Origin of the sequence: Candidatus Njordibacter sp. Uisw_039, from assembly GCF_047730075.1 — a bacterium.
Classification (GTDB): Bacteria; Pseudomonadota; Gammaproteobacteria; order Pseudomonadales; family Balneatricaceae; genus Njordibacter.
Genome location: NZ_CP159831.1, coordinates 1,623,102 through 1,645,877, shown reverse-complemented (window position 1 = coordinate 1,645,877; position 22,776 = coordinate 1,623,102). Strand labels below are relative to the sequence as shown.

18 protein-coding genes and 1 pseudogene are annotated in these 22,776 nt (G+C 44.9%); 13 read left to right on the top strand and 6 right to left on the bottom strand.

Annotated elements, in window-relative coordinates; all coding sequences use genetic code 11:
* Window positions 1-5 precede the first annotated feature (5 nt).
* Entirely contained in the window at window positions 6-1,214 is a 1,209-nt protein-coding gene (locus ABXT70_RS07830; RefSeq protein WP_443639934.1) for an ammonium transporter, read from the bottom strand.
* A 206-nt stretch (window positions 1,215-1,420) separates the two neighbouring features.
* The gene (gene gltA / locus ABXT70_RS07825; RefSeq protein ID WP_443639933.1) at window positions 1,421-2,698 is read right to left on the bottom strand and encodes a citrate synthase; all 1,278 of its coding nucleotides are present in this window, start codon (window positions 2,696-2,698) and stop codon (window positions 1,421-1,423) included.
* A 465-nt stretch (window positions 2,699-3,163) separates the two neighbouring features.
* Here gltA and sdhC point away from each other — a divergent pair, with 465 nt between their 5' ends.
* From sdhC to sucD, 9 genes are all read left to right on the top strand, one after another.
* A complete protein-coding gene (gene sdhC, locus ABXT70_RS07820; protein WP_443639932.1) occupies window positions 3,164-3,541 on the top strand; it encodes a succinate dehydrogenase, cytochrome b556 subunit in 378 nt (125 codons plus the stop codon).
* Window positions 3,535-3,882, top strand: a complete 348-nt coding sequence (gene sdhD, locus ABXT70_RS07815) for a succinate dehydrogenase, hydrophobic membrane anchor protein (protein ID WP_443639931.1) — start codon at window positions 3,535-3,537, stop codon at window positions 3,880-3,882. The genes sdhC and sdhD overlap by 7 nt, the downstream gene beginning before the upstream one ends.
* Window positions 3,883-3,885: 3 nt before the next feature.
* Window positions 3,886-5,661 (top strand): succinate dehydrogenase flavoprotein subunit, encoded by a 1,776-nt coding sequence (sdhA, locus tag ABXT70_RS07810; protein ID WP_443639930.1) that lies wholly within the window; start codon window positions 3,886-3,888, stop codon window positions 5,659-5,661.
* An 11-nt stretch (window positions 5,662-5,672) separates the two neighbouring features.
* Window positions 5,673-6,377, top strand: a complete 705-nt coding sequence (locus tag ABXT70_RS07805; protein ID WP_443639929.1) for a succinate dehydrogenase iron-sulfur subunit — start codon at window positions 5,673-5,675, stop codon at window positions 6,375-6,377.
* 157 nt (window positions 6,378-6,534) lie between these two features.
* Window positions 6,535-9,372 carry a 2-oxoglutarate dehydrogenase E1 component gene (locus tag ABXT70_RS07800; RefSeq protein ID WP_443639928.1) on the top strand — a complete coding sequence of 946 codons (2,838 nt, stop codon included), beginning with the start codon at window positions 6,535-6,537 and terminating at the stop codon, window positions 9,370-9,372.
* A gap of 50 nt (window positions 9,373-9,422) precedes the next feature.
* Window positions 9,423-10,631 (top strand): 2-oxoglutarate dehydrogenase complex dihydrolipoyllysine-residue succinyltransferase, encoded by a 1,209-nt coding sequence (odhB, locus tag ABXT70_RS07795; protein ID WP_443639927.1) that lies wholly within the window; start codon window positions 9,423-9,425, stop codon window positions 10,629-10,631.
* Window positions 10,632-10,694: 63 nt separating this feature from the next.
* Window positions 10,695-12,137, top strand: a complete 1,443-nt coding sequence (lpdA, locus tag ABXT70_RS07790; RefSeq protein ID WP_443639926.1) for a dihydrolipoyl dehydrogenase — start codon at window positions 10,695-10,697, stop codon at window positions 12,135-12,137.
* 35 nt (window positions 12,138-12,172) lie between these two features.
* Window positions 12,173-13,342: an ADP-forming succinate--CoA ligase subunit beta gene (gene sucC / locus ABXT70_RS07785; RefSeq protein ID WP_443639925.1), complete on the top strand. Its 1,170-nt coding sequence runs from the start codon at window positions 12,173-12,175 to the stop codon at window positions 13,340-13,342.
* The gene (gene sucD / locus ABXT70_RS07780) at window positions 13,339-14,214 is read left to right on the top strand and encodes a succinate--CoA ligase subunit alpha (protein WP_443639924.1); all 876 of its coding nucleotides are present in this window, start codon (window positions 13,339-13,341) and stop codon (window positions 14,212-14,214) included. The genes sucC and sucD overlap by 4 nt, the downstream gene beginning before the upstream one ends.
* Before the next feature lie 89 nt (window positions 14,215-14,303).
* Here sucD and metG read toward each other — a convergent pair.
* Window positions 14,304-15,980, bottom strand: a pseudogene (gene metG / locus ABXT70_RS07775) (methionine--tRNA ligase); the annotation flags it as partial.
* 195 nt (window positions 15,981-16,175) lie between these two features.
* Here metG and trmA point away from each other — a divergent pair.
* The 4 genes from trmA to ABXT70_RS07755 are packed head-to-tail and all read left to right on the top strand — an operon-like array spanning window position 16,176 to window position 19,959.
* The gene (gene trmA, locus ABXT70_RS07770) at window positions 16,176-17,294 is read left to right on the top strand and encodes a tRNA (uridine(54)-C5)-methyltransferase TrmA (RefSeq protein WP_443639923.1); all 1,119 of its coding nucleotides are present in this window, start codon (window positions 16,176-16,178) and stop codon (window positions 17,292-17,294) included.
* Between the two features lie 8 nt (window positions 17,295-17,302).
* On the top strand, window positions 17,303-18,130 hold the full coding sequence (gene apbC / locus ABXT70_RS07765) for an iron-sulfur cluster carrier protein ApbC (RefSeq protein ID WP_443639922.1): 828 nt from the start codon (window positions 17,303-17,305) through the stop codon (window positions 18,128-18,130).
* 5 nt (window positions 18,131-18,135) lie between these two features.
* Window positions 18,136-18,720 (top strand): dCTP deaminase, encoded by a 585-nt coding sequence (dcd, locus tag ABXT70_RS07760; protein WP_443639921.1) that lies wholly within the window; start codon window positions 18,136-18,138, stop codon window positions 18,718-18,720.
* Between the two features lie 15 nt (window positions 18,721-18,735).
* Complete coding sequence (locus ABXT70_RS07755) at window positions 18,736-19,959, top strand: ATP-binding protein (protein WP_443639920.1); 1,224 nt, start codon at window positions 18,736-18,738, stop codon at window positions 19,957-19,959.
* Here ABXT70_RS07755 and ABXT70_RS07750 read toward each other — a convergent pair.
* From ABXT70_RS07750 to purN, 3 genes are all read right to left on the bottom strand, one after another.
* Window positions 19,952-21,214 carry a TolC family protein gene (locus ABXT70_RS07750; protein WP_443639919.1) on the bottom strand — a complete coding sequence of 421 codons (1,263 nt, stop codon included), beginning with the start codon at window positions 21,212-21,214 and terminating at the stop codon, window positions 19,952-19,954. The two genes, ABXT70_RS07755 and ABXT70_RS07750, sit on opposite strands and share 8 nt — an antisense overlap.
* A gap of 109 nt (window positions 21,215-21,323) precedes the next feature.
* Entirely contained in the window at window positions 21,324-22,061 is a 738-nt protein-coding gene (locus tag ABXT70_RS07745) for a DUF3108 domain-containing protein (RefSeq protein WP_443639918.1), read from the bottom strand.
* 36 nt (window positions 22,062-22,097) lie between these two features.
* The gene (gene purN, locus ABXT70_RS07740) at window positions 22,098-22,763 is read right to left on the bottom strand and encodes a phosphoribosylglycinamide formyltransferase (RefSeq protein WP_443639917.1); all 666 of its coding nucleotides are present in this window, start codon (window positions 22,761-22,763) and stop codon (window positions 22,098-22,100) included.
* Window positions 22,764-22,776: the final 13 nt, after the last annotated feature.

Below are 22,776 nucleotides of genomic sequence, written 5' to 3'. Positions count from 1 at the left end.
TCGTTTTAGTCTAACGACGTAGCGCCGATTTTATGAATACTTAGGTCGGCGCCGTTAAACTCTTCTTCTTCCGTGAGTCTTAGCCCAATAAACTTCTTCACACCACCATACACAATAAATCCACCGATTAAGGCAATGCTTAATCCGAGTAGGGTGCCAAGCAGCTGAGACATAAAGCTTACACCACCTAAACCACCAAAGGCCTCTAAACCAAAGATGCCTGCAGCGATACCCCCCCATACTCCACACAGTCCGTGTAGTGGCCACACCCCTAACACGTCATCAATCTTCCAGCGATTTTGGGTCATCATGAAAGTGTAAACAAAAAGGCCACCTGCAATCAGGCCTACGGCTAGAGCACCAATAGGGTGCATTAAATCGGAACCAGCACACACAGCCACTAAGCCAGCTAATGGTCCATTGTGGACAAACCCTGGGTCATTTTTACCAATGACCAATGCAGCAATAGTACCGCCAGCCATGGCCATTAGCGTGTTGACGGCCACTAAACCACTGATGCCATCTAGGGTTTGAGCTGACATCACGTTAAAACCAAACCAGCCAATCGTTAGAATCCATGATCCTAAGGCTAAAAAGGGAATGCTTGAAGGCGCAAATGCCACTAATTTCCCTTTACGATAACGTCCCTTGCGAGTGCCTAGGAGCAATACTGCTGCAAGTGCGAGCCAACCACCCATGCCATGCACTACTACGGAGCCTGCAAAGTCATGAAAGCCTGCGCCAAAGGTTTGTTCTAGCCATGATTGGAAGCCATAGTTGCCATTCCAGGCGATACCTTCGAATAAGGGATAGACAATACCTACGATTAACGCAGCGGCAACAAGCAATGGCCAAAAGCGCGCTCGTTCAGCAATACCTCCAGAAATTATGGCAGGAATAGCTGCAGCAAAGGTCATTAAGAAGAAAAATTTCACCAGCTGGTAGCCATTATTAGCGCTTAAAGCCTCGGCGCTGGTAAAAAAGTGTTGATCGTAGGCGATCCAGTAGCCTACAAAAAAATACGCAAGGCAGGAGAAACCAAAATCCGTCATAATTTTAACTAAGGCGTTAACTTGGTTTTTATGCCTAACTGTACCCACCTCTAAAAAGGCAAAACCAGCATGCATGGCAAGCACCATAATGGCTCCCATAAGAATGAACAGGGTATTAGAACTTTGCACCAAGGTGGCGACTGCGCTCATTGTGGATTCCACTACAACTCCTTAAATTTATCTTTGCACTGTTTTGAGGCGGTTTGAAAACGAACTGCTTATTAGTGGTGCAATATGCACTAATAGATTGCATTTGAGCCCCTATAATCCCGCTGTTAGTTATAAAGCAAAGAGTGTGCCAGCACATAAGTTCAGGCAAGAAAAAACCACCCTTGGGTGGTTTTTATCAATGCCAAAATTGTGGTGCTTTATTTAGCAGGGTAAGGGCGTTTAGTTTCACCAGTATATAATTGGCGGGGACGACCGATACGGTAAGGGCTATTAAGCATTTCATGCCAGTGAGAAATCCAACCTACCGTACGTGCTACGGCAAAAATGACCGTAAACATAGAGGTTGGAATGCCAATGGCTTTAAGGATGATGCCAGAGTAAAAATCCACATTTGGGTATAGCTTACGCTGGATAAAGTATTCGTCTTCTAGGGCGATTTGCTCTAAACGTTTAGCTATTTGCAATAGTGGATCATTCTCTACACCGAGTAAGGCTAATACTTCGTCGCATGTTTCACGCATTACCGTGGCGCGAGGGTCAAAATTCTTATACACACGGTGACCAAAGCCCATAAGGCGAAAAGGGTCGTTCTTGTCTTTAGCTCTGGCAACAAATGCATCAATATTAGAAACATCGCCAATTTCCTCAAGCATATCAAGTACGGCTTCATTGGCACCGCCATGGGCTGGGCCCCATAGGGCAGCAATACCCGAAGCAATACAAGCAAAGGGGTTGGCACCAGAGGAGCCAGCTAAACGCACTGTAGAAGTTGATGCATTTTGCTCATGATCTGCATGCAACAAGAAGATTTTATCCATGGCGCGAGATAAAACTGGGTCTATTTTACTTTCTGCAGTAGGTTTGCCAAACATCATGTGTAAGAAGTTTTCGGCGTAATTAAGGTCGTCACGTGGAAAAATAAATGGCTGGCCAATAGAGTATTTGAAACACATAGCTGCAAGGGTAGGCATTTTAGAGATTAAGCGGTGAATCGCTTTTTCTCGGTGATGAGGATTGTCGTTATCAAGTTGATCGTGATAGAACGCAGATAGTGCGCCTACTACACCACACATGATCGCCATTGGATGGGCGTCTCGGCGGAAACCATTGAAAAAATGCGTAAGCTGTTCATGCACCATGGTGTTATGGGTGATATGGTTTTCAAACTCATCCATCTGTTCGGTGGTTGGAAGTTCGCCGTGGATTAAAAGGTAACAGGTTTCTAGATAGGATGAGTTAGCAGCTAGATCTTCAATCGCATAACCACGGTGTAATAAAATGCCATTATCACCATCGATGTAGGTGATTTTAGATTCACATGAAGCCGTAGACACAAAGCCTGGGTCGTAGGTAAAAAGGCCTTTGCTCACTAATTGACGTACGTCAATAACATCGGGGCCAGTGCTGCCTGAGTATATCGGCAGTTCTATTGGGTCCATACCTTCTACGTGAAGAGTGGCTTTTCTTTCGGACATGTATTGGCTCCTAAAAATTGTGATGGGAGGGATGGCTTATAAAGCGGCAATATAACGTTAGTGCACCATTTAAAACAGCGGGCATAAGTCAGACACCTCCAAAAACTGGACCCTATCTTACCTTAGACTTACCCTCGAAAGGGCATAGAAAAGATTCGGCATATAGATTGTAGGTATAATTACAAGTGATATGGAGGGGGGTTGCTATAACGCTAGGTTTATATCATCCTCTTGTCGTGGGCGTTTGTAAAGAGCTCGTGTTAAGTCTAAGCCACGCGCTGGGTGCTTCTTGATGCATGTCTATGCAAAATAAAAGAACACATATACTACAAAAGTTGCGTTGTTTTCTGCTGTTCAAATCACTATACTTGCGACCTGCGTGACGCTTACAGCTAAGTGAGTGTCGATTTGGCGTAGTGTTCCAAGCCTTAATTCAACTCATTTTTTAGCCAAGAGTAGGTAACCGTGAGCGATAAAAGACCCGTTAATCTCGACCTAGGCACATTCAAGCACCCTTTAATTTCTGTGGTTTCTATCAGCCACCGCATTTCTGGCGTTATTTTGTTTGTGGGCCTGGTATTTTTATTTAATTTATTCGATACCTCATTAAAAAATGCGGCAGAATTCGCTTCTGCACAAACCTTACTACAAGAGAACTTTTTTGCCCAGTTTGTGACTTGGGGATTGTTGTCTGCCTTAGGATTTCACTTTAGCGCTGGTATGAAGCATCTCGTCATGGACTTAGGTCATGGTGAAGAGCTAGAAACAGCCAACAAAGCAGCAAAATTTGTTATTGGCTTAACGGTTATATTAGCCGTATTGGCAGGAGTTTGGATATGGTAACCACAGTTACAAGTTTTGGGCGTAGTGGGCTTTCTGATTGGCTAGTGCAGCGAGTGAGTGCATTAATATTAGCAGTCTATTCCGTATTTATGGTGGTTTACCTTTTGGTAAACCCTCAGTTAGATTTTGCTCAATGGCACGCCTTATTCAGTATGACCAGTATGCGTATCTTCAGTTTAATGGCACTTTTGTCTTTGGGTGCACATTGCTGGATTGGCCTCTGGTCTATTTCCACCGATTACCTTAAGCCGTTTACACTGCGTTTTGTATTCCAAATGGTAGTTGGTTTATTAATGTTCATTTACACCGTTTGGGGTGTTCAGTTGCTGTGGGGCCTATAAGTCATGTCAAACACCTTACGTAAAATGTCCTATGAAGCTATCGTCATTGGTGGCGGTGGTGCCGGAATGCGAGCTGCCCTGCAGCTCACGGAATCTGGTTTAAAGACCGCATGTATTACTAAAGTATTTCCTACCCGTTCTCATACGGTGTCGGCCCAAGGTGGCATTACCTGCGCCATTGCTAGTGATGATCCGAACGATGATTGGCGCTGGCACATGTATGATACCGTAAAAGGCTCCGACTATATTGGTGACCAAGACGCGATTGAATATATGTGCAGTGTGGGGCCGCAGGCGGTATTTGAATTGGACCACATGGGTCTACCTTTCTCCCGCACTGAAGAGGGGCGTATATATCAGCGTCCTTTTGGTGGTCAGTCTAAGAATTTTGGTGAGGGTGGTCAAGCTGCCCGGACTTGTGCAGCTGCAGATCGTACGGGGCATGCACTATTGCACGCTTTGTATCAAGGTAACTTAAAAGGTGGCACCACTTTTTTAAATGAATGGTTCGCTGTAGACATGGTGCAAAATGACGATGGCGCTGTTGTTGGCGTGGTTGCCATTTGTATTGAATCTGGAGAAACCGTTTATATCGAAGCTAAGGCAACTGTTTTGGCTACGGGTGGTGCAGGCCGCATTTATCAATCCACCACTAACGCATTAATTAACACGGGTGATGGTGTGGGTATGGGTTTGCGTATGGGTTTGCCTGTGCAAGATATGGAAATGTGGCAATTTCATCCTACTGGTATAGCTGGTGCTGGTACCCTGGTGACCGAAGGCTGTCGTGGCGAAGGTGGCTACCTTATTAACAAAGATGGCGAACGGTTTATGGAGCGCTATGCGCCTAATGCTAAAGACTTAGCTGGCCGTGATGTTGTGGCCCGGTCTATGGTATTGGAGATATTAGAAGGCCGTGGTTGTGGCGTAAATGGCGACCATGTGCTGCTGAAGCTCGATCACCTAGGCGAAGATGTATTGGAAAGTCGGTTGCCTGGTATTTGTGAGTTGTCTCGTACCTTTGCCCATGTAGATCCAGTGTTTGAACCAGTGCCTGTGGTGCCTACATGCCACTATATGATGGGTGGCTTACCCACTAATATTGGTGGCCAGGTGTTGTACCCAGAATCAGAATCAGAAACGCGTATAATTGAAGGTTTATATGCATGTGGTGAGGCCGCCTGTGTGTCAGTGCATGGAGCAAACCGTTTAGGTGGCAACTCACTGTTAGATCTCGTTGTTTTTGGTCGAGCAGCTGGTATTCAGATTGAAAAATCGATGCGAGAAGGTTATCGTGCTGAACCTGCAAACCAAGCTAATTTAGATGCAGCCATGGCACGCCTGAATGCATTAAATAATTCTGAATCAGGTGAAAGTATTCCTGAAGTTCGGGTAGAGCTTCAAAAGACTATGCAGCTATACTTTGGTGTGTTTCGTGAAGGCGAAAACATGCTCAAAGGACTAGAGCTTTTGCGTGAGCTTCGGGTAAAAATATCTAACCTTCATCTACAAGATAAAACCGGTGCATTTAATACCGATCGTATAGAAGCCCTAGAGTTACAAAACCTGTTTGAAGTAGCATTTGCTACCGCGTTTTCTGCTGAACAACGTAAGGAGAGTCGTGGTGCTCATGCGCGTAACGACTATACTGAACGTGACGACGAACACTGGCTAAAACACTCAGTGTATTACCCCACCGAAGAACGCCTTGGCAAGCGAGATGTGAACTTTTCACCCAAAACTGTGGATGCCTTCCCACCTAAAATTCGTACTTATTAAGGAGTAGTGTTATGTTAACAGTGAGTGTTTATCGCTACCATCCAGAACTCGATGCGAAGCCTTATATGCAAGACTTTCAGGTTGATACTGAAGGTAAAGATCTAATGGTATTAGATGTTTTGAATTTGTTGAAAATACGAGATCGGGGCCTCACTTATCGCCGATCATGCAGTGAAGGAGTATGTGGTTCTGATGGTATGAATATCAATGGCACTAATGGTTTAGCATGTATTACACCATTATCGTCGTGTGTGAAAAACAACAAGTTAACCTTGCGCCCGTTGCCTGCTTTACCAGTTATTCGTGACCTGGTCATTGATATGGATCAGTTCTATAAGCAGTATGAAAAAGTCAAGCCGTTCTTGTTGAACGATACTCCAGCCCCTGCTATCGAGCGTCTTCAGTCTCCTGAAGATCGTGAGAAGTTAGACGGACTATACGAATGTATTCTGTGTGCTTGTTGTTCAACGGCGTGTCCCTCATTTTGGTGGAACCCAGATAAATTTATTGGTCCAGCTGGCTTGCTTCAGGCCTATCGTTTCTTGGCTGATAGCCGCGATACGGGGACGGATCAACGCTTAGCTGATTTAGACGATCCGTTTAGTGTGTTTCGGTGCCATGGTATTATGAACTGTGTCACTGTCTGTCCTAAGGGTTTAAATCCAACCAAAGCTATTGGACATATTCGGAACATGTTGTTGACTAGAGCCACGTAAGTTTAACGGTGAATGAGTTCAAGGCCGTTATTTAAGGGTCTTGAACGCTAATTTGTTTAGTAAAATGTGACTATGTTGCTTAACCATGTGACGCATTACGGGTTATACTGGACGCGTTTGGTTAAGTCTAACCACAATCGGAAATCGGTGATACTGAATGCATGACAGCGTAATGGAGCAACAGAGGCGTGAGTCTCATTTCTCTGGCGGCAACTTTGCGTACATTGAAGAAATGTACGAAACCTATTTACGTGACCCCAATGCTGTTCCAGAGCAATGGCGGCAAGAGTTTGATCAACTGCCTCGAGTACCAGACTCCATTAGTGGGGATGTGCCTCACTCTACTATAAAAGAACACTTTGTCCTTCTAGGTAAAAATCAAAGCAAATCCCACCCCATACGAACTGCAACTCTAAGTAGTGACCATGAGCGTAAACAAGTTAGGGTGGTGCGTCTGATTAATGCATATCGTGTGCACGGTCATCAGATAGCCAGTTTAGACCCTTTAGAGCTTAAAGCTAAAGAAGTGGTGCAAGCCCTCGACTTACATTTCCACGAGTTATCTGCAGCTGATTTAGACACTGTGTTCCAAGTAGGCGCTTCCTACTTAGGCAAAGAAGAAATGCCTTTATCGGAAATTATTGCTGGCCTTGAAGAGACCTACTGCTCAACCGTGGGTTGTGAATATAGCCACATTGTTAATACTGATGAAAAGCTATGGATTAGACAGCGGGTGGAGTCAGTACGCAGCCATCCAGAACATACGCCAGAAAAACGTCAGCATATTTTTGAACGTTTAATCGCTGCTGAAGGTCTAGAGAAATACCTTGCTTCTCGCTTTTCTGGTGCCAAACGCTTTGGCCTTGAAGGTGGTGAAACTCTGATTCCAATGTTGGATAACATCATACAGCGCTCAGGTAGCAACAAAGCTAAAGAAATTGTCATAGGTATGGCCCACCGTGGTCGGCTAAATGTATTGATTAATATTTTTGGCAAAAATCCAGTCGATTTGTTTGAGGAGTTTGAAGGTAAGCAACCTTTGAATACTTCCGGTGATGTTAAGTACCATCAAGGTTTTTCCACCAATGTGAGCACTCCTGGTGGAGAAGTACACATGGCCTTGGCGTTTAATCCGTCTCACTTGGAAATTGCTAATCCAGTGGCAGAAGGCTCGGTACGAGCACGTCAAGATCGTCGCAATGACACTAAAGGCGATACCGTATTGCCAATTTGTTTACATGGGGACGCCGCTTTTGCAGGTCAGGGTGTAGTAATGGAAACGTTACAAATGTCCCAAACCCGTGCCTATAAAACTGGTGGTACGGTCCATATTGTAATCAATAATCAGGTTGGCTTTACTACCAGTAAAAAAGAAGACGCACGTACTACCCCTTACTGTACTGATGTTGCGAAATTCATCGACGCTCCAATTTTTCACGTCAATGGTGATGACCCAGATGCTGTGGCCTTCGTGTCGGAGCTAGCGTTAGATTATCGCAATGAATTTAAACGGGATGTTGTTATAGATCTTGTATGTTATCGCCGTCGCGGTCACAACGAAGCTGATGAACCGTCTGGTACACAACCATTGATGTATAACGCCATTAAAGCTAAAAAAACGGTGGCTACGTTGTATGGACAACAATTGGTAAACGAAGGCGTTATTACAGCGGCAGACATTACCTCTTATCAAAACGATTATCGTAAAGCCCTTGATAATGGTGAGCACGTTGCCAAATCACTTGTTACGACGCCTGACACAAGTTCGTTTGTGAATTGGAAACCCTACTTAGGTCACGAATGGACAGCGGCCGGCGATACACGAGTGGCCAGCGATGTATTAAAGGATTTAGGCCAACGTTTAGATCAGGTGCCACAAGGTTTTGTAGTACAGCGTCAGGTGAAAAAAATTCTTGATGACCGCTTAAAGATGGCATCTGGTGCAGCAGAAATTAATTGGGGTTTTGCCGAAGTGATGGCTTATGCCTCTCTGCTGGAGGAAGGTTATCCTATTCGTCTAACAGGACAAGATGTGGGCCGTGGTACTTTTTCCCATCGTCATGCTGTATTACATGATCAGAAGGGCAGCGGTGCTTACGTTCCTTTGCGAAATTTATCACCACAACAACCTGAATTTACTATTTTTGATTCTTTGTTGTCAGAAGAAGCAGTGCTAGCGTTTGAGTATGGGTATGCATCAACGTCACCAGAAGGTCTAGTGATCTGGGAAGCGCAGTTTGGCGATTTCGCTAATGGCGCTCAAGTGGTGGTTGATCAATTTATCACCAGTGGTGAACATAAGTGGGGCCGCATGTGCGGTTTAACGATGTTGCTACCCCATGGTTATGAGGGTCAAGGTCCAGAACATTCCTCTGCTCGTTTAGAGCGATACTTACAGATGTGCGCCGAGCACAACATCCAAGTCTGTGTACCTACCACGCCTGCGCAAATATTTCACTTGATCCGACGTCAGGTCATTCGGCCCATGCGTAAGCCATTGGTGGTAATGTCGCCCAAGAGCTTGTTACGTCACAAAATGGCTATTTCGAGCTTAGACGAGTTAGCTCAGGGAGAGTTTCAGGTCGTTATTGATGATGTAGATGATCACAAAAAAAGTGCAGTCAAACGTGTTGTACTGACTAGTGGTAAGGTGTACTACGATTTACTTGAGCAGCGTCGTCTGGGCCATTTAGACCATGTGGCTATAGTTCGTATTGAACAACTGTACCCGTTCCCTGAACAGCATTTAGCAGACGTATTAGACCAGTATCCTCATTTGGAAATTGTGGTTTGGTGTCAAGAAGAACCACAAAACCAAGGTGCTTGGTATTCTAGCCAGCATCACATGCGTAAAGTTATACAAATAGGGCGTCCTAAACTCAATTTGATTGTCGCTTCACGACCCGCCTCGGCGGCACCGGCATGTGGTTACATGTCTGTGCATCTAGAAGAGCAACGTTACTTAGTAGCCCAAGCACTGGGATTAGAATCATGAATGGGTTAATTGAGCAAACCCTACCAATCATTAGAGCGAAGAGATAAACCATGTCTATTGAAATTAAAGCCCCATCTTTTCCTGAGTCAGTCGCAGACGGCACTATTGCCACTTGGCACAAACAGCCAGGAGAGGTTTGCAAGCGTGATGATTTGATCGTTGATATTGAGACCGATAAGGTAGTGATGGAAGTGGTTGCACCGGCTGATGGTAGTTTGTCAGAAATTATTGTCGCTGAAGGAGGTACAGTGTTGAGTAATGAGGTTATTGCTCGTTTTACTGGAGCCGCAGAAGCAGCCCCTGTAGTTAATGAAACGCAAGCAGCTGATACCGATCAGATGGAAGTTAGCGGCCCTGCTGTTCGCAAGTTGCTACACGAAAATAATTTAGACGCGAATCAGGTTACTGGCACAGGTAAAGGTGGTCGCTTACTAAAAGAAGACGTGCTTAATTACTTGAAGAACCCAACACCGCTTACCTCAGCCCCGATTCTGGTAGTGGCGGCATCATCACCTGTAGTTAAAGAAACTGTGGCACCCTCCACTGGCCCTCAACATCGTACGTCTCGCCGCGTACCTATGACTCGCTTACGGTCGACCATTGCCAAACGTTTAGTGTCTGCTCAAAACGAAGCAGCTATGTTGACCACCTACAATGAAGTGGATATGTCGCCCATTATGGCGCTGCGTAATCAATATAAAGTTCAGTTTGAAAAAGCCCACAACGGTACGCGTTTAGGGTTTATGTCGTTCTTTGTTAAGGCCTCAGCAGAAGCTCTAAAACGCTATCCAGCGGTGAATGCGTCGTTAGACGGTAATGACATGGTATATCACGGTTATCAAGATGTGAGTGTTGCTGTGTCTACAGATCGTGGTTTGGTAGTGCCAGTATTACGTGATGTAGAAGCGATGACCTTAGCCGATATCGAAAAAGGTATTGTAGAGTTAGCGACGCAAGCCAAAGAAGGCAAGCTAACCTTGGAAGAAATGCAGGGTGGCACCTTCACCATAACAAATGGTGGTATTTTTGGCTCTTTGTTTTCCACGCCAATTTTGAATCCACCACAAACTGCCATCTTGGGTATGCATAAAATTCAAGATCGCCCAATAGCAGAAAATGGCCAAGTGGTCATTCGCCCAATGATGTATTTAGCCTTGTCATATGACCATCGGATGATTGACGGCAAGGAAGCAGTTCAGTTCTTAGTTACCATTAAGGAATTGCTGCAAGACCCAGCGCGAATATTGCTTGAGATATAAGCCCGCGTGTTAACCCAAGTCCGCGTTGTGATCCAACGTGAGCTGACAATCTGAGAAAATATTATGTCCCAAGAATTTGATTTGGTCGTCATCGGTGGCGGTCCTGGTGGTTATGTTGCGGCAATCCGTGGTGCGCAGCTTGGTTTAAAAACAGCCTGTGTAGAAAAGTGGACCAATGACAAAGGTGCTCCAGTATTAGGTGGAACTTGCTTGAATGTAGGTTGTATCCCTTCAAAAGCGTTATTGGACTCGACCCATAAATTCCATGACGCTAAACATGAATTTGAAGTTCACGGTATCAACACTGGTGCAGTATCTATGGATGTGGGCACTATGTTGGCTCGTAAAAACACCATTGTGAACAACCTTACCATGGGTGTGGCTGGTTTATTTAAAGCCAATGGAGTGACATTAATTCATGGCACTGGCCAACTACAAAAAGATCGTGTGGTCAAAGTGACTGCCGGCGATGGTAGTGAAAGTGAGCTGAAGGCTGGTAGTGTGATTTTGGCTGCTGGTTCGGTGGCTGCAAACATCCCACCAGCACCACTAACCGAAGATATCATTATCGATAACATTGGTGCACTAAACATTAGTGAAGTACCAAAACGCCTTGGCATTATTGGCGCAGGTGTGATTGGTTTGGAAATGGGCACAGTATGGCAACGCTTGGGTAGTGAAGTAGTCGTACTAGAAGCCATGGACACTTTTTTAAGCACAACTGATAAGGATTTATCCAAAGAAGCTGCTAAGTCTTTAAAGAAGCAGGGTATGGATATTCGTCTTGGAGCTCTAGTTACTGGCACAGAGGTTGTCAATAACGAAGTTAAAGTCGTCGTTAAAAAGGCCGATGGCGACTCTGAGACGCTAACCTTCGACAAGTTGATTGTTGCCGTAGGTCGTAAACCGTACACTGAGGGCCTGTTGGCAGCGGACTCAGGCGTAGGCCTTGATGAACGTGGTTTTGTTCATGTTAACCTGCGTTGTAAAACCGATGCTCCTGGGGTATATGCCATTGGTGACGTCGTTCGTGGTCCGATGTTGGCTCACAAAGCTTCTGAAGAAGGCATGATGGTTGCAGATATAATTGCCGGCAATAAGGCGTTGATTAATTACGACTGCATTCCCTGGGTGATTTATACCCATCCAGAAATTGCATGGGTTGGCAAAACAGAGCAACAATTAAAAGCAGAAGGCGTTGAAATTAAAGTGGGTAAATTCCCATTTGCAGCTTCAGGTCGCGCCATGGCCGCAAACGATACTCAAGGTTTTGTAAAGTTGATTGCTGATGCCAACACAGACCGTATTTTAGGTTGTCACATTTTCGGTGGTAACGCATCTGAGCTCATTGCTCAGGCCGTAATTGCAATGGAATTTGGCTCAAGCGCTGAAGACCTAGCTCTTACAGTATTTGCGCACCCGTCATTGAGTGAGGCAATACACGAAGCAGCTTTAGCCGTAGATGGCCATGCCATCCATATGGCCAACAGGAAAAAAAGAAAATAGGTATTTAGGTTAAATTTAAATAAACAGGCAATAGAATGAATCTCCATGAATATCAAGGCAAACAATTGTTTGCTCAGTACGGCTTGCCCGTATCTAGCGGTATTGCCGTAGATACAGCAGAAGAAGCCATGGCGGCACTGGATCAAGTTCCAGGTGATCGCTGGGTAATCAAAGCACAAGTTCACGCTGGTGGCCGCGGCAAAGCAGGTGGCGTAGAGGTGATTTCTTCTAAGCAAGAAGCTGCTGATTTTGCCAATAAGTGGCTAGGTAACCGCATGGTGACCTATCAGACAGATGCCGATGGCCAACCTGTTTCTAAGGTTTATATTGAACCTTGTACTGATATTGCACAAGAACTTTACCTTGGCGCTGTGGTTGATCGAAGTAGTCGGCGTATAGTGTTTATGGCTTCCACTGAGGGTGGTGTAGAAATTGAACAAGTAGCTGAAGAGACTCCAGAAAAGATTCTAAAGGCAGAAATTGATCCATTAACTGGCGCCCAGCCATACCAAGGTCGTGAATTGGCGTTTAAGTTAGGCCTTAAGGGTAAGCAAGTAAGTCAGTTTACTAAAATCTTTATTGGTTTGGCTCAATTGTTCCAAGATAAGGATTTAGCCTTGTTGGAAATCAATCCATTGGTGGTGACTGAGCAAGGTGATTTACACTGTTTGGATGCCAAGGTAGTGATCGACAGCAATGCTGTGTATCGACACAAAGACATTCAAGCCATGCACGACCCAAGTCAAGATGATGAGCGTGAAGCCTATGCCGCTTCTTGGGATTTAAACTATGTCGCTTTAGACGGTACCATAGGTTGTTTGGTTAACGGTGCTGGCTTGGCTATGGGAACCATGGATATTGTTGCATTGCATGGTGGTTTCCCGGCTAACTTCTTAGATGTTGGCGGCGGTGCAACTAAAGAACGTGTTACTGAAGCTTTTAAAATCATCTTGTCAGATGAGCGTGTTAAAGCTGTTTTGGTGAATATTTTTGGTGGTATTGTACGTTGTGATTTGATTGCTGAAGGCATCATTGGTGCCGTTAAAGAAGTAGGTGTAAGTGTACCAGTAGTAGTGCGCTTGGAAGGTAACAACGCCGAGCTAGGTAGTCAAAAGCTAGCCGAAAGCGGCCTTGATATTATTGCCGCCACCAGTCTAAGCGGTGCAGCACAACAAGTGGTTGCTGCAGCTGGAGGTGAAGCATGAGCATTTTAATTAACAAACACACCAAGGTTATTTGTCAGGGTTTTACTGGTAGTCAGGGCACTTTTCATTCTGAACAAGCTATCGAATATGGCACTAAAATGGTTGGTGGTGTAACACCAGGAAAAGGTGGCACAACTCACCTTGGTCTCCCTGTGTTTAATACGGTAAGCGAAGCTATTGAAGACACTGGTGCTGAGGCATCTGTCATATACGTACCAGCTGCTTTTTGTAAGGATTCCATTCTAGAAGCTGCTAACGCAGGCATTAAGTTTATTGTTGCCATCACTGAAGGTATTCCAACCTTAGATATGTTGGAATGTAAGGTAATTTGTGATCAACTTGGTGCTCGTTTAGTTGGCCCTAACTGCCCAGGCGTGATTACTCCAGGCGAATGTAAAATTGGCATCATGCCCGGGCACATTCACTTGCCGGGTAAGGTGGGCATTGTTTCTCGCTCTGGTACCTTGACGTATGAGGCCGTTAAACAAACAACGGATGCCGGCTTTGGTCAATCTACTTGTGTAGGCATTGGTGGTGACCCGATTCCTGGGACCAACTTTATTGACGTGCTTGAGTTATTCGAAAAAGACCCAGCAACAGAAGCTATCGTTATGATTGGTGAGATTGGTGGTACTGCAGAAGAAGAAGCTGCAGCTTATATTAAAGCGAACGTTACTAAACCAGTTGTGTCTTACATTGCTGGTGTTACTGCACCTGCTGGTAAACGTATGGGCCATGCTGGCGCCATCATTTCTGGTGGTAAAGGTACTGCGGATGAAAAGTTTGCTGCTTTAGAGGATGCCGGTGTCAAAACCGTTCGTTCTCTAGCCGACATTGGTCAAGCACTAAAAGAAGTAACTGGCTGGAACTAAGCTGTTGTTGGTGATGTCATTTAAAAGGCCACCCTAGGGTGGCCTTTTTGTGTGTTGAAGGAAGGTTTACTAAATACTTAGCCTTGCTTTTCCTTGAGCGCCAGCTCCTTGGCAACTTCCACTTTAGATTCTTCAAGCATAGCTTCTATTTGGCTCGCTTCAATACGGGTCATCAAAGGTTTGAATTTCTCGATACCGTGACTAACAAGGGGAGTGTTTAGCCCGGACCAAGAAAGGTCGTCATTGAGGAAGTTAGCCGCATTTTCGGTCATCATTGGTAAAACAGGCTTTAAATAGATCATCAGCATGCGGAACATGTTGAGGCCTGTTGAGCAGATGTCTTGGACCTGTTGTTCGGAACCTTCTTGTCTTGCTAATACCCATGGTTCTTTATCAGCGATGTATTGGTTGGCTTGATCGGCTAAGGCCATAATAGCCTTAATGGCTTTGCCAAATTCACGATTCTCATAATGTACGGCAATGGTATGCTGCTCACTGGCAAAGGCGTTTAGCAACTCGGGTTCGCTCACAGCGGTGCTTAGTTTGCCATTAAATTTCTTGCTAATAAAACCAGCACTGCGACTGGCAATATTCACTACCTTGCCAACTAGGTCAGAGTTAACTCGTTGCACAAAATCTTCTAGATTTAGATCTAAGTCATCAACTTTATTATTCAGTTTGGCCGCAAAATAGTAACGTAAGTACTCTGGATGCAAGTGACGTAAATAAGTGCCTGCTTTTATAAAGGTGCCACGGGATTTAGACATTTTCTGACCGTTCACAGTTAAGAAACCATGGGCGTAGACAGCCGTAGGAGTGCGGAACTCGGCAGCATACAACATGGCGGGCCAAAATAAGCCGTGGAAGTTGATGATGTCTTTACCAATAAAGTGGTACAACTCAGTGCTGGAATTCTTATTCCAGTAATAGTCAAAGTCTAGCCCTGCTGTACGATCACATAAGTTTTTAAAACTAGCCATATAACCAATAGGTGCATCTAGCCATACATAGAAGAACTTGTTCTCTTGGCCGGGAATTTCAAAACCAAAGTAGGGAGCGTCTCGGCTGATGTCCCATTCTTGTAATCCAGAATCTAGCCACTCGGCTAGTTTATTGGCAATTTCACTTTGTAGGCTGCCGCTACGGGTCCAATCCTTCAACAATTTTTCAAAGTCAGGGAGTTTAAAAAATAGGTGGGTGGAGTCCTTTTGAACAGGTATTGCTCCCGAAATGGCCGATTTAGGCTTAATTAAATCGGCGGGAGAGTAAGTGGCACCGCAAGCTTCACAGTTGTCACCATACTGATCTTCTGTTTTACACTTAGGGCAGGTACCCTTAATGAACCTGTCGGCCAAAAATAATTGCTTTTCTGGGTCAAAAGCTTGGGTGATAGTGCGCGAGGCAATATGGCCTTTGGCCTCACAGGCTTTATAGATGTATTCTGAAAATTCACGGTTTTCAGGTGAATGGGTAGAATAGAAGTTGTCAAAAGACACGTTAAAATTACTAAAATCTTGTTCGTGTTCGGCTTGTACATTAGCGATTAATTGCTCTGGGGTAATGCCTTCTTGTTCGGCACGCAACATAATGGCTGTGCCGTGGGCATCGTCAGCACACACATAATGGCAGGTGTTACCAATATGGCGCTGGAATCTTACCCAGATATCAGTTTGAATGTACTCCAGCATGTGGCCAATATGAATGGATCCGTTGGCATAAGGTAAGGCGCTTGTAACAAGTATTTCGCGAGTAGTTGTATTGGTCATGGGTTAGGTTCGAGTGTCTTAAGGGCGCTAAATGGAGCGCGAACTAGTGGATTTGATAATTCAGGCACCATTGTACAAAACATTGGCCTGTACGCCTATAGTTTCTCTACTAGGGAGTACAGGATTATGTATTTATGCCTGTTTGCCCTGCTATAATTCAGTCTGATATCAGTACCCAGTTTAAGGAGTAGGTCTTTGGTCCTCGAGCCTATACAACCGCAACAATACCATGCGCTCTTAGATGCCAAAAGTGCACAAATTCGATCTCGTTTTGACCGGTTAGGTAGTTTTACCTCGGACGTTGCCTTAGAAGTATTTCCATCGAAGCCAGAAAATTATCGTATGCGTGCAGAATTTCGTATGTGGCATGAGGGAGATGATCTGTTTTACGCTATGTTTCCGCCGGGTAATAAGTATCAGCCTATTCGTATCGATTTTTTTCCTCAAGCTAGTGAGCGTATTAATGCTCTTCTGCTGCCTTTGTTGGCAGGCATTAAGTCATCTTCTGTATTGAGTAAGAAGCTATTTCAAGTGGATTTTTTGAGCAGCCAACGTGGTGAAATTTTGGTTAGCCTGTTGTACCACAAACAACTAGGGGACGATTGGTTATCTCTGGCTGAGGCCTTGCGTATTGACCTTGGTATTAATATTATTGGCCGTGCGCGCAAACAAAAACATGTGCTGGGCATGGGTTATATTATGGAAACGCTGCACGTGCGAGGTTGCCAGTATCACTATCAGCAGGTAGAGAATGCATTTACTCAGCCTAATGCGGGCGTCAATGAACAAATGATCGCTTGGGCGTGCGAAAGTGTTGAGCGTTTTGGCCCCACAACTAAACCAGACTTACTGGAGTTATACTGCGGTAATGGCAACTTCACTGTACCTTTAGCGAAACAGTTTGGTAAAGTAATGGCCACCGAAATTGCTAAATCGTCGGTTAACTCAGCCCTCTTTAATCTAGCTGAAAATGATGTTTGTAACGTTACTATTGTGCGTCTGTCGAGTGAAGAGATGACTCAGGCCTTGGCGGGTGTTCGTCCCTTTAGACGCTTAGTCGATGTAGACTTAACCAGTTTTGATTTTGGTACTATTTTAGTAGACCCGCCAAGGGCTGGATTAGATCTAGACACTTTAGCATTAGTGCAGCAATTTGATCAGGTGGTTTACATCTCCTGTAACCCCGAAACACTGTTGGACAACTTACAAGTACTTAAACAAACCCACGACTTAAAACGCTGGGCTTTATTCGACCAATTTCCATACACCCACCACGCTGAATGTGGCGTGGTATTGCATAAACGTAATTTATAGGACATATAATGAGTGACACAAGACCAGAAGGCCTTCAAAAAATCAAACACATCGTTGCTGTAGCATCGGGTAAGGGTGGTGTAGGCAAATCTACCACTACGGTCAACGTAGCTTTAGCCATGGCGCAAGCGGGCTTTAAAGTTGGTGTATTAGATGCCGACATTTATGGTCCAAGCCAAGGTTTGATGCTGGGGATTGCAGAAGGTAGCCACCCAGAAACTATGGAAGAAAAGTGGTTTGTACCTATTCAAGCTCATGGTGTGAGTGTGATGTCTATGGCCTTTTTAGTGGATGCCAACTCGCCTATGGTGTGGCGTGGTCCAATGGCAGCGGGCGCACTGCAGCAGATGTTGTTACAAACGAATTGGGGTGAGTTGGACTACCTATTTGTCGATATGCCTCCTGGCACTGGTGATATACAATTAACCTTGTGCCAAAAGGCGCAAGTGTCTGGTGCAGTCATTGTCACTACGCCACAGGACTTAGCGTTGCTCGACGCCCGCAAGGGTATTGAAATGTTTAACAAGGTGAATGTGCCTGTGCTAGGTATTGTGGAAAATATGAGTACTCATGTATGTAGCCAATGTGACCACGAAGAAGCGATTTTTGGTGCTGGTGGGGGTGCTGCATTAGCTCAAGAGTATGGCACTGAATTGCTTGCCAGCTTACCCTTGAGTATGGCCATCAGGGTGCTCGTTGATAGCGGCACACCAACAGTGGTAGCAGAGCCGCAATCAGCTGCAGCACAAACCTACGTGCAGTTGGCCCATAGGCTTGTGCCAAAGCTTGATGGAACTAGCCAACCCATGCCTAGTATTAGTATAGATGAAGATTAAACACTATGCGTTTAAGTGATAAAGATATTATTGCTGCTTTAAATTGCGGCAAAATTGGCATCGAGCCACGGCCTGACGATAGTGTAATTACGGGCGTCAGTGTAGACCTGCGTTTAGGTAACAGCTTTCGCGTGTTTAAGGATCATGCTCGACCGTTTGTTGACGTCAGTGCCAGCCGCGAAGAAATTAATAGTACCCTCGAAGCTATTATGAGCGAAGAGATTGTCATTGAGAAAGGCGAAAGTTTTTTCCTGCACCCTGGCGAGTTGGCGTTAGCGGTGACATTGGAATCTATCACTATTCCTGATGACCATGTTGGCTGGTTAGATGGGCGCTCTTCATTGGCGCGCTTAGGGCTTATGGTGCACGTTACGGCGCACCGTATCGATCCTGGTTGGAGTGGTGCTATTGTGCTGGAGTGTTTTAACAGTGGCAAGCTGCCCTTGGCGTTAAAACCTAACATGACTATTGGTGCTATTAATTTCGAAACCTTGTCGAGCCCAGCCCTACGGCCTTACAACAAACGAGTAGACGCGAAATACAAACATCAACAAAGTGCAGTAGCTAGCCGTATTGACCAAGATAGTTAAGTAGAAGAATAAACAATGAATCAACTTTCCATCATGCAATGTGACCAAGTGCTAAAGTCTTTACGAGCGGGCGTGGTACCTGCTGATGATATCGACCTGATTCAGGTGGGAAGGGTGGGCGAACAAGCGACTTTAGCTAAAGATATCCTGCACATTGCAAAAGGCGGCTCTAGTGTGCGTTTTGTTACGGGTGACTACGGTAGTGGTAAGACCTTTATTGGTGAACTAACGCGCCAACATGGCATTAAGCAAGGTTTGGTAGTGGCTACTGCGGCCCTGTCGCCCGATAAACGCTTACAGGCAAAAACTGGCGAAACACGAAATCTTTATTCAGCCTTAGTGCGCTCTTTTAGTACCAAGGCAAGGCCCAACGGTACCGCTTTAGTTAACATTGTAGAGCGCTTTATCTTAACTACGTTACGGGAAGCCTATGTCAATAATGTAACTCCAGAAGCTCATGTTGCGCATCGCCTAAGGGATTTTGAAGAGCTGGCGGGGGGATTTGATTTTGTTAAAGTTATTCAGTGTTATTGTCAGGGCCTAGAAAATCAAGATGATGAATTAAAAAGTACTGCCTTGAGATGGTTAAGAGGTGAGTTTACTAACTTATCCGACGCAAAAACCGCTTTGGGAGTGCGGAGCATCATTGACTACCGTAACTTTTTTAGTGGTTTAAAAATGCTTTGCCAATTCGTCCGTATGGCTGGTTACCCTGGGTTACTTATCTGTTTAGATGAAATGGTGGCCTTGCATGAATTAAATCATAAACAGACGCGCATCAACAACTTCAATGAAATTCTCAATATAGTTAACGACTGCCTGCAAGGACAGGTTCACGGAATGGGGTTCGTATTTCTAGGCACATCTGAATTTGTTTATGATGATAAAAAGGGTCTGTACAGTATGCCGGCTCTCAAGAGCAGGCTGGCATTCAACCGTTTAGCGACCGACGGTCTGACAGACGTATCGGGTCCAGTCATAGAACTGCAGCCACTAAAAGAAGTGGAGATAGATGAGTTGTTGCACAAACTGCGCCATGTGCAGGCTTATGGCATAGCTAAGAATTACTTAATAGATGACATGGCGTTATGGCAGTTTATGCTTCAATGCCGTGCTACACATGGGCAACAGTATTTTCTTAATCCCCGTTTAGCGATTAAAACCTTATTGGATTTATTGGCCGTTATTGAACAGAACCCCAATGCCAAGGTTGCCGAACTGATCGCTGGGATCAGTTAAACCATTGGTCTAGTTGTGATAAATCATTGGTGTTTAACAGGCCGCTGGTTTGTTTTAGGCGTAATTGGTTTAACACTAAATCAAGCCGTGCATTGGCCAAGTTCCTTTGTGCGGAAAAAACTAGCTTTTCAGCATCCAGTATATCGCTGATGTCTCTTAAGCCTAACTCATACTCTTTATTTTTGCCTGCTAAAGAAGCTTGTACTGCAGTGCGTAATTGTGCCAGCGCTTGAATTTGTTGGCGACTAGTATCTAGGGCTTGATGCCAACGTCTAACTTCTTGTTGCGTTGCTCTTAGCAGGGCTTGGCCTTGCTGTTGACTGGCATGCCAGGCTTCTTTGGCTTCTCTAGTCTGGGCTGTGTTAAGGCCTCCATCATAAAAAGTTCCAGACAAGCCTATAGTTAACTTTTTGCTATCACCGGTGGTGGTAGTGTAACTCTGTGACATTGTAAGAGTTGCTTGAGGATACGTACCCACCTCTTTGGCTTGGTAGTTGTGGTATGCCTGTTGGCTGGCGAAACCATTGCTAGCAAGATCTAGATTATTATTTTGTGCCAACACAAACCAATTTTCTAGGGAGTCAGTTTGCACAAAGCTAGCTGCGTTAAAACTGCTTGCTAGAGCAGGCAACTGCTCTGGTAATGCTTGATTAGTTAAGTTTTCAAGATCAGCACGAGCTAAGCTTAAATTTTGCCGAACTTGCAATAAGGCCACCTGCAATTGTTGAAAGTTCGCTTGCACGTCTTGCAACTGAATATTACTGCTTATGCCCAGCTCTACCTGCTTTTGAGTTTGTTTTAAACGTTGCTCTATGGCGGTGACTTCGGCCATGCTTGAAGACAGTTGATGCTGTTGTTTTATCACTGCTATATAACGTTCAATAACAGAGAAAATAAGGCTTTGGTGAGTTTTTTCGAAGTTAATACGAGCTCCAGCAGCACTTTGTTCTGCCACTTTCATGCCATAGTATGCATCTAGTCTTAAGGGTAATGCTACTTGCACATTATAATTGTGCTTGTTAGATCCTGCATCCAGCGCCAGGTTTTGATTAAAGGCCCCACTAACCTGTGGCATCAGAGCACTCTTTGCTTGAGGGATGATTTGTAGTTTAGAGTCAAGCGTATGCTGGGCAGATAGGTAATTTGGATCGTTAGCCTGTGCGAACTGAAAAAGCTCTTGAAACTGGTTGGCATGGCTACCTATTGCAGTGGTGGCGGTTAAAATGAAGGCAGCAAGACGGTGTGAAGAGGCCAAGGTGGATCCTTTAATAACTGATTTATGGAAGGCAGTGTAACTAAATCCGTGACTAGGTGCTAATAGCTTTACCAAGCTTTGCAGAATGAGGCTATGAAAACTCTTATGGTTAATTATTGAGCCAGGTAAGTTGCTTCAGATCGAGTTGGTAACGCTTGCCATCGGCTTCTTTTTGTAAAATACGTACGATGGTGTAATCCAGTTCCGGTGCAAACCAAATCCATGTTTCTCGGTCAGTACTTTCGCCTCGATCACGCTTAATACGCACAGACATGTATTTGCCTAGTGGTGTTTCAATAAGGTCTTCGCCCTCAGCAATAAAAAGATAGGTTTTAAGATAACCACCATCGGCTACTTCATAGGCATAGGCTTGCCCATCAACTGCTGGAATTGCAGCTAAATCAAGTTGTAGGCGCAGTTGTACACTTTGTTTATCTAACGTGTGGGGCACAATATCCATAACCCAAGAAGAACCCTCTGCGGTGTTCTTAACTTTTTGGTTAGGCCAATCAAACGCCACTTCTACGTCGCGTGTTTTGTTTAAAACTTTACGTTGGTATCGGTAGTGGCTAGGTTGAATTTGATCACCGATGAGCCTAAATAAGCTGGATTCGGTGAGTGAGGCAATCATGGCGCTAGCTTCAGTAGTTAGGCGATAACTGCCGTCATCGTTCCTAATAAGGCTGCGTTCTGCTTTGCCAGAAAGGCTGATACCTAAATCCCATTGGCTAGTATAAATGGCTTGAAAAGGGCGTATTTGCGCCATGCTGCTGCTGCTCCATAGCAACAGTAAGGATAGGCCAGCTAAGCTAGAGAGGTTACATAATAATTGCTTCAAATGGGACATTGCACTTCCTTGCGGCATCAATATTAGACGCTCAATTTAGGATTGAAACTTCATTCCCTCTACAGGTAACCGGTGGCCATCCATTAATACTAAGTTGTTCTGTAGTTTTAAGCGACCCTCACAAAACCACTTTATAGCGATAGGGTAGATTACGTGCTCTTGTACCAAAACTCTAGCGGCTAATACTCTGGGCGAATCCAGATCTTCAACAGGAACCAATGCTTGTAAGACCATAGGACCGCCATCAAGTTCACTAGAAACGAAATGTACACTGGCACCATGCTGGTCCACTTCCGCTTCTATAGCGCGTTCGTGGGTGTTAGTCCCTTTAAACTGTGGCAACAATGAAGGGTGAATGTTAAGCATGCGGCCATGGAAGTGGTGTGTTAATTCTGGGGTAAAAATACGCATGAAACCGGCCAGAACCACAAGCTCGGGTTGTTTATCGTCAATGGCGTGCATTAACTCTCGATCAAACGCTTCGCGGCTGCCAAACTCAAGATGATTAATTACTTGAGTTGCAATGCCAGCCTTATTGGCCCGAGTTAGACCCATAGCTTCTGGTTTGTTGCTAATGACTAACTCGATAGTAGCGACAATAGTTCCAGCAGTAATGGCATCAATAAGTGCTTGTAGATTACTACCACTGCCAGAAATAAGTACCACAAGCCGTGGTATTTGTTGTAATGATTGTTGATGCATTAAAGTGTCCAGA

Excerpts from the sequence above, each read along its gene's own strand:
- gltA (WP_443639933.1), bottom strand. The coding sequence starts at position 2,698 with ATGTCCGAAAGAAAAGCCACTCTTCACGTAGAAGGTATGGACCCAATA.
- sdhD (WP_443639931.1), top strand. The coding sequence starts at position 3,535 with ATGGTAACCACAGTTACAAGTTTTGGGCGTAGTGGGCTTTCTGATTGG.
- sdhA (WP_443639930.1), top strand. The coding sequence starts at position 3,886 with ATGTCAAACACCTTACGTAAAATGTCCTATGAAGCTATCGTCATTGGT.
- ABXT70_RS07805 (WP_443639929.1), top strand. The coding sequence starts at position 5,673 with ATGTTAACAGTGAGTGTTTATCGCTACCATCCAGAACTCGATGCGAAG.
- ABXT70_RS07800 (WP_443639928.1), top strand. The coding sequence starts at position 6,535 with ATGCATGACAGCGTAATGGAGCAACAGAGGCGTGAGTCTCATTTCTCT.
- odhB (WP_443639927.1), top strand. The coding sequence starts at position 9,423 with ATGTCTATTGAAATTAAAGCCCCATCTTTTCCTGAGTCAGTCGCAGAC.
- lpdA (WP_443639926.1), top strand. The coding sequence starts at position 10,695 with ATGTCCCAAGAATTTGATTTGGTCGTCATCGGTGGCGGTCCTGGTGGT.
- sucC (WP_443639925.1), top strand. The coding sequence starts at position 12,173 with ATGAATCTCCATGAATATCAAGGCAAACAATTGTTTGCTCAGTACGGC.
- sucD (WP_443639924.1), top strand. The coding sequence starts at position 13,339 with ATGAGCATTTTAATTAACAAACACACCAAGGTTATTTGTCAGGGTTTT.
- apbC (WP_443639922.1), top strand. The coding sequence starts at position 17,303 with ATGAGTGACACAAGACCAGAAGGCCTTCAAAAAATCAAACACATCGTT.
- dcd (WP_443639921.1), top strand. The coding sequence starts at position 18,136 with ATGCGTTTAAGTGATAAAGATATTATTGCTGCTTTAAATTGCGGCAAA.
- ABXT70_RS07755 (WP_443639920.1), top strand. The coding sequence starts at position 18,736 with ATGAATCAACTTTCCATCATGCAATGTGACCAAGTGCTAAAGTCTTTA.
- ABXT70_RS07745 (WP_443639918.1), bottom strand. The coding sequence starts at position 22,061 with ATGTCCCATTTGAAGCAATTATTATGTAACCTCTCTAGCTTAGCTGGC.
- purN (WP_443639917.1), bottom strand. The coding sequence starts at position 22,763 with ATGCATCAACAATCATTACAACAAATACCACGGCTTGTGGTACTTATT.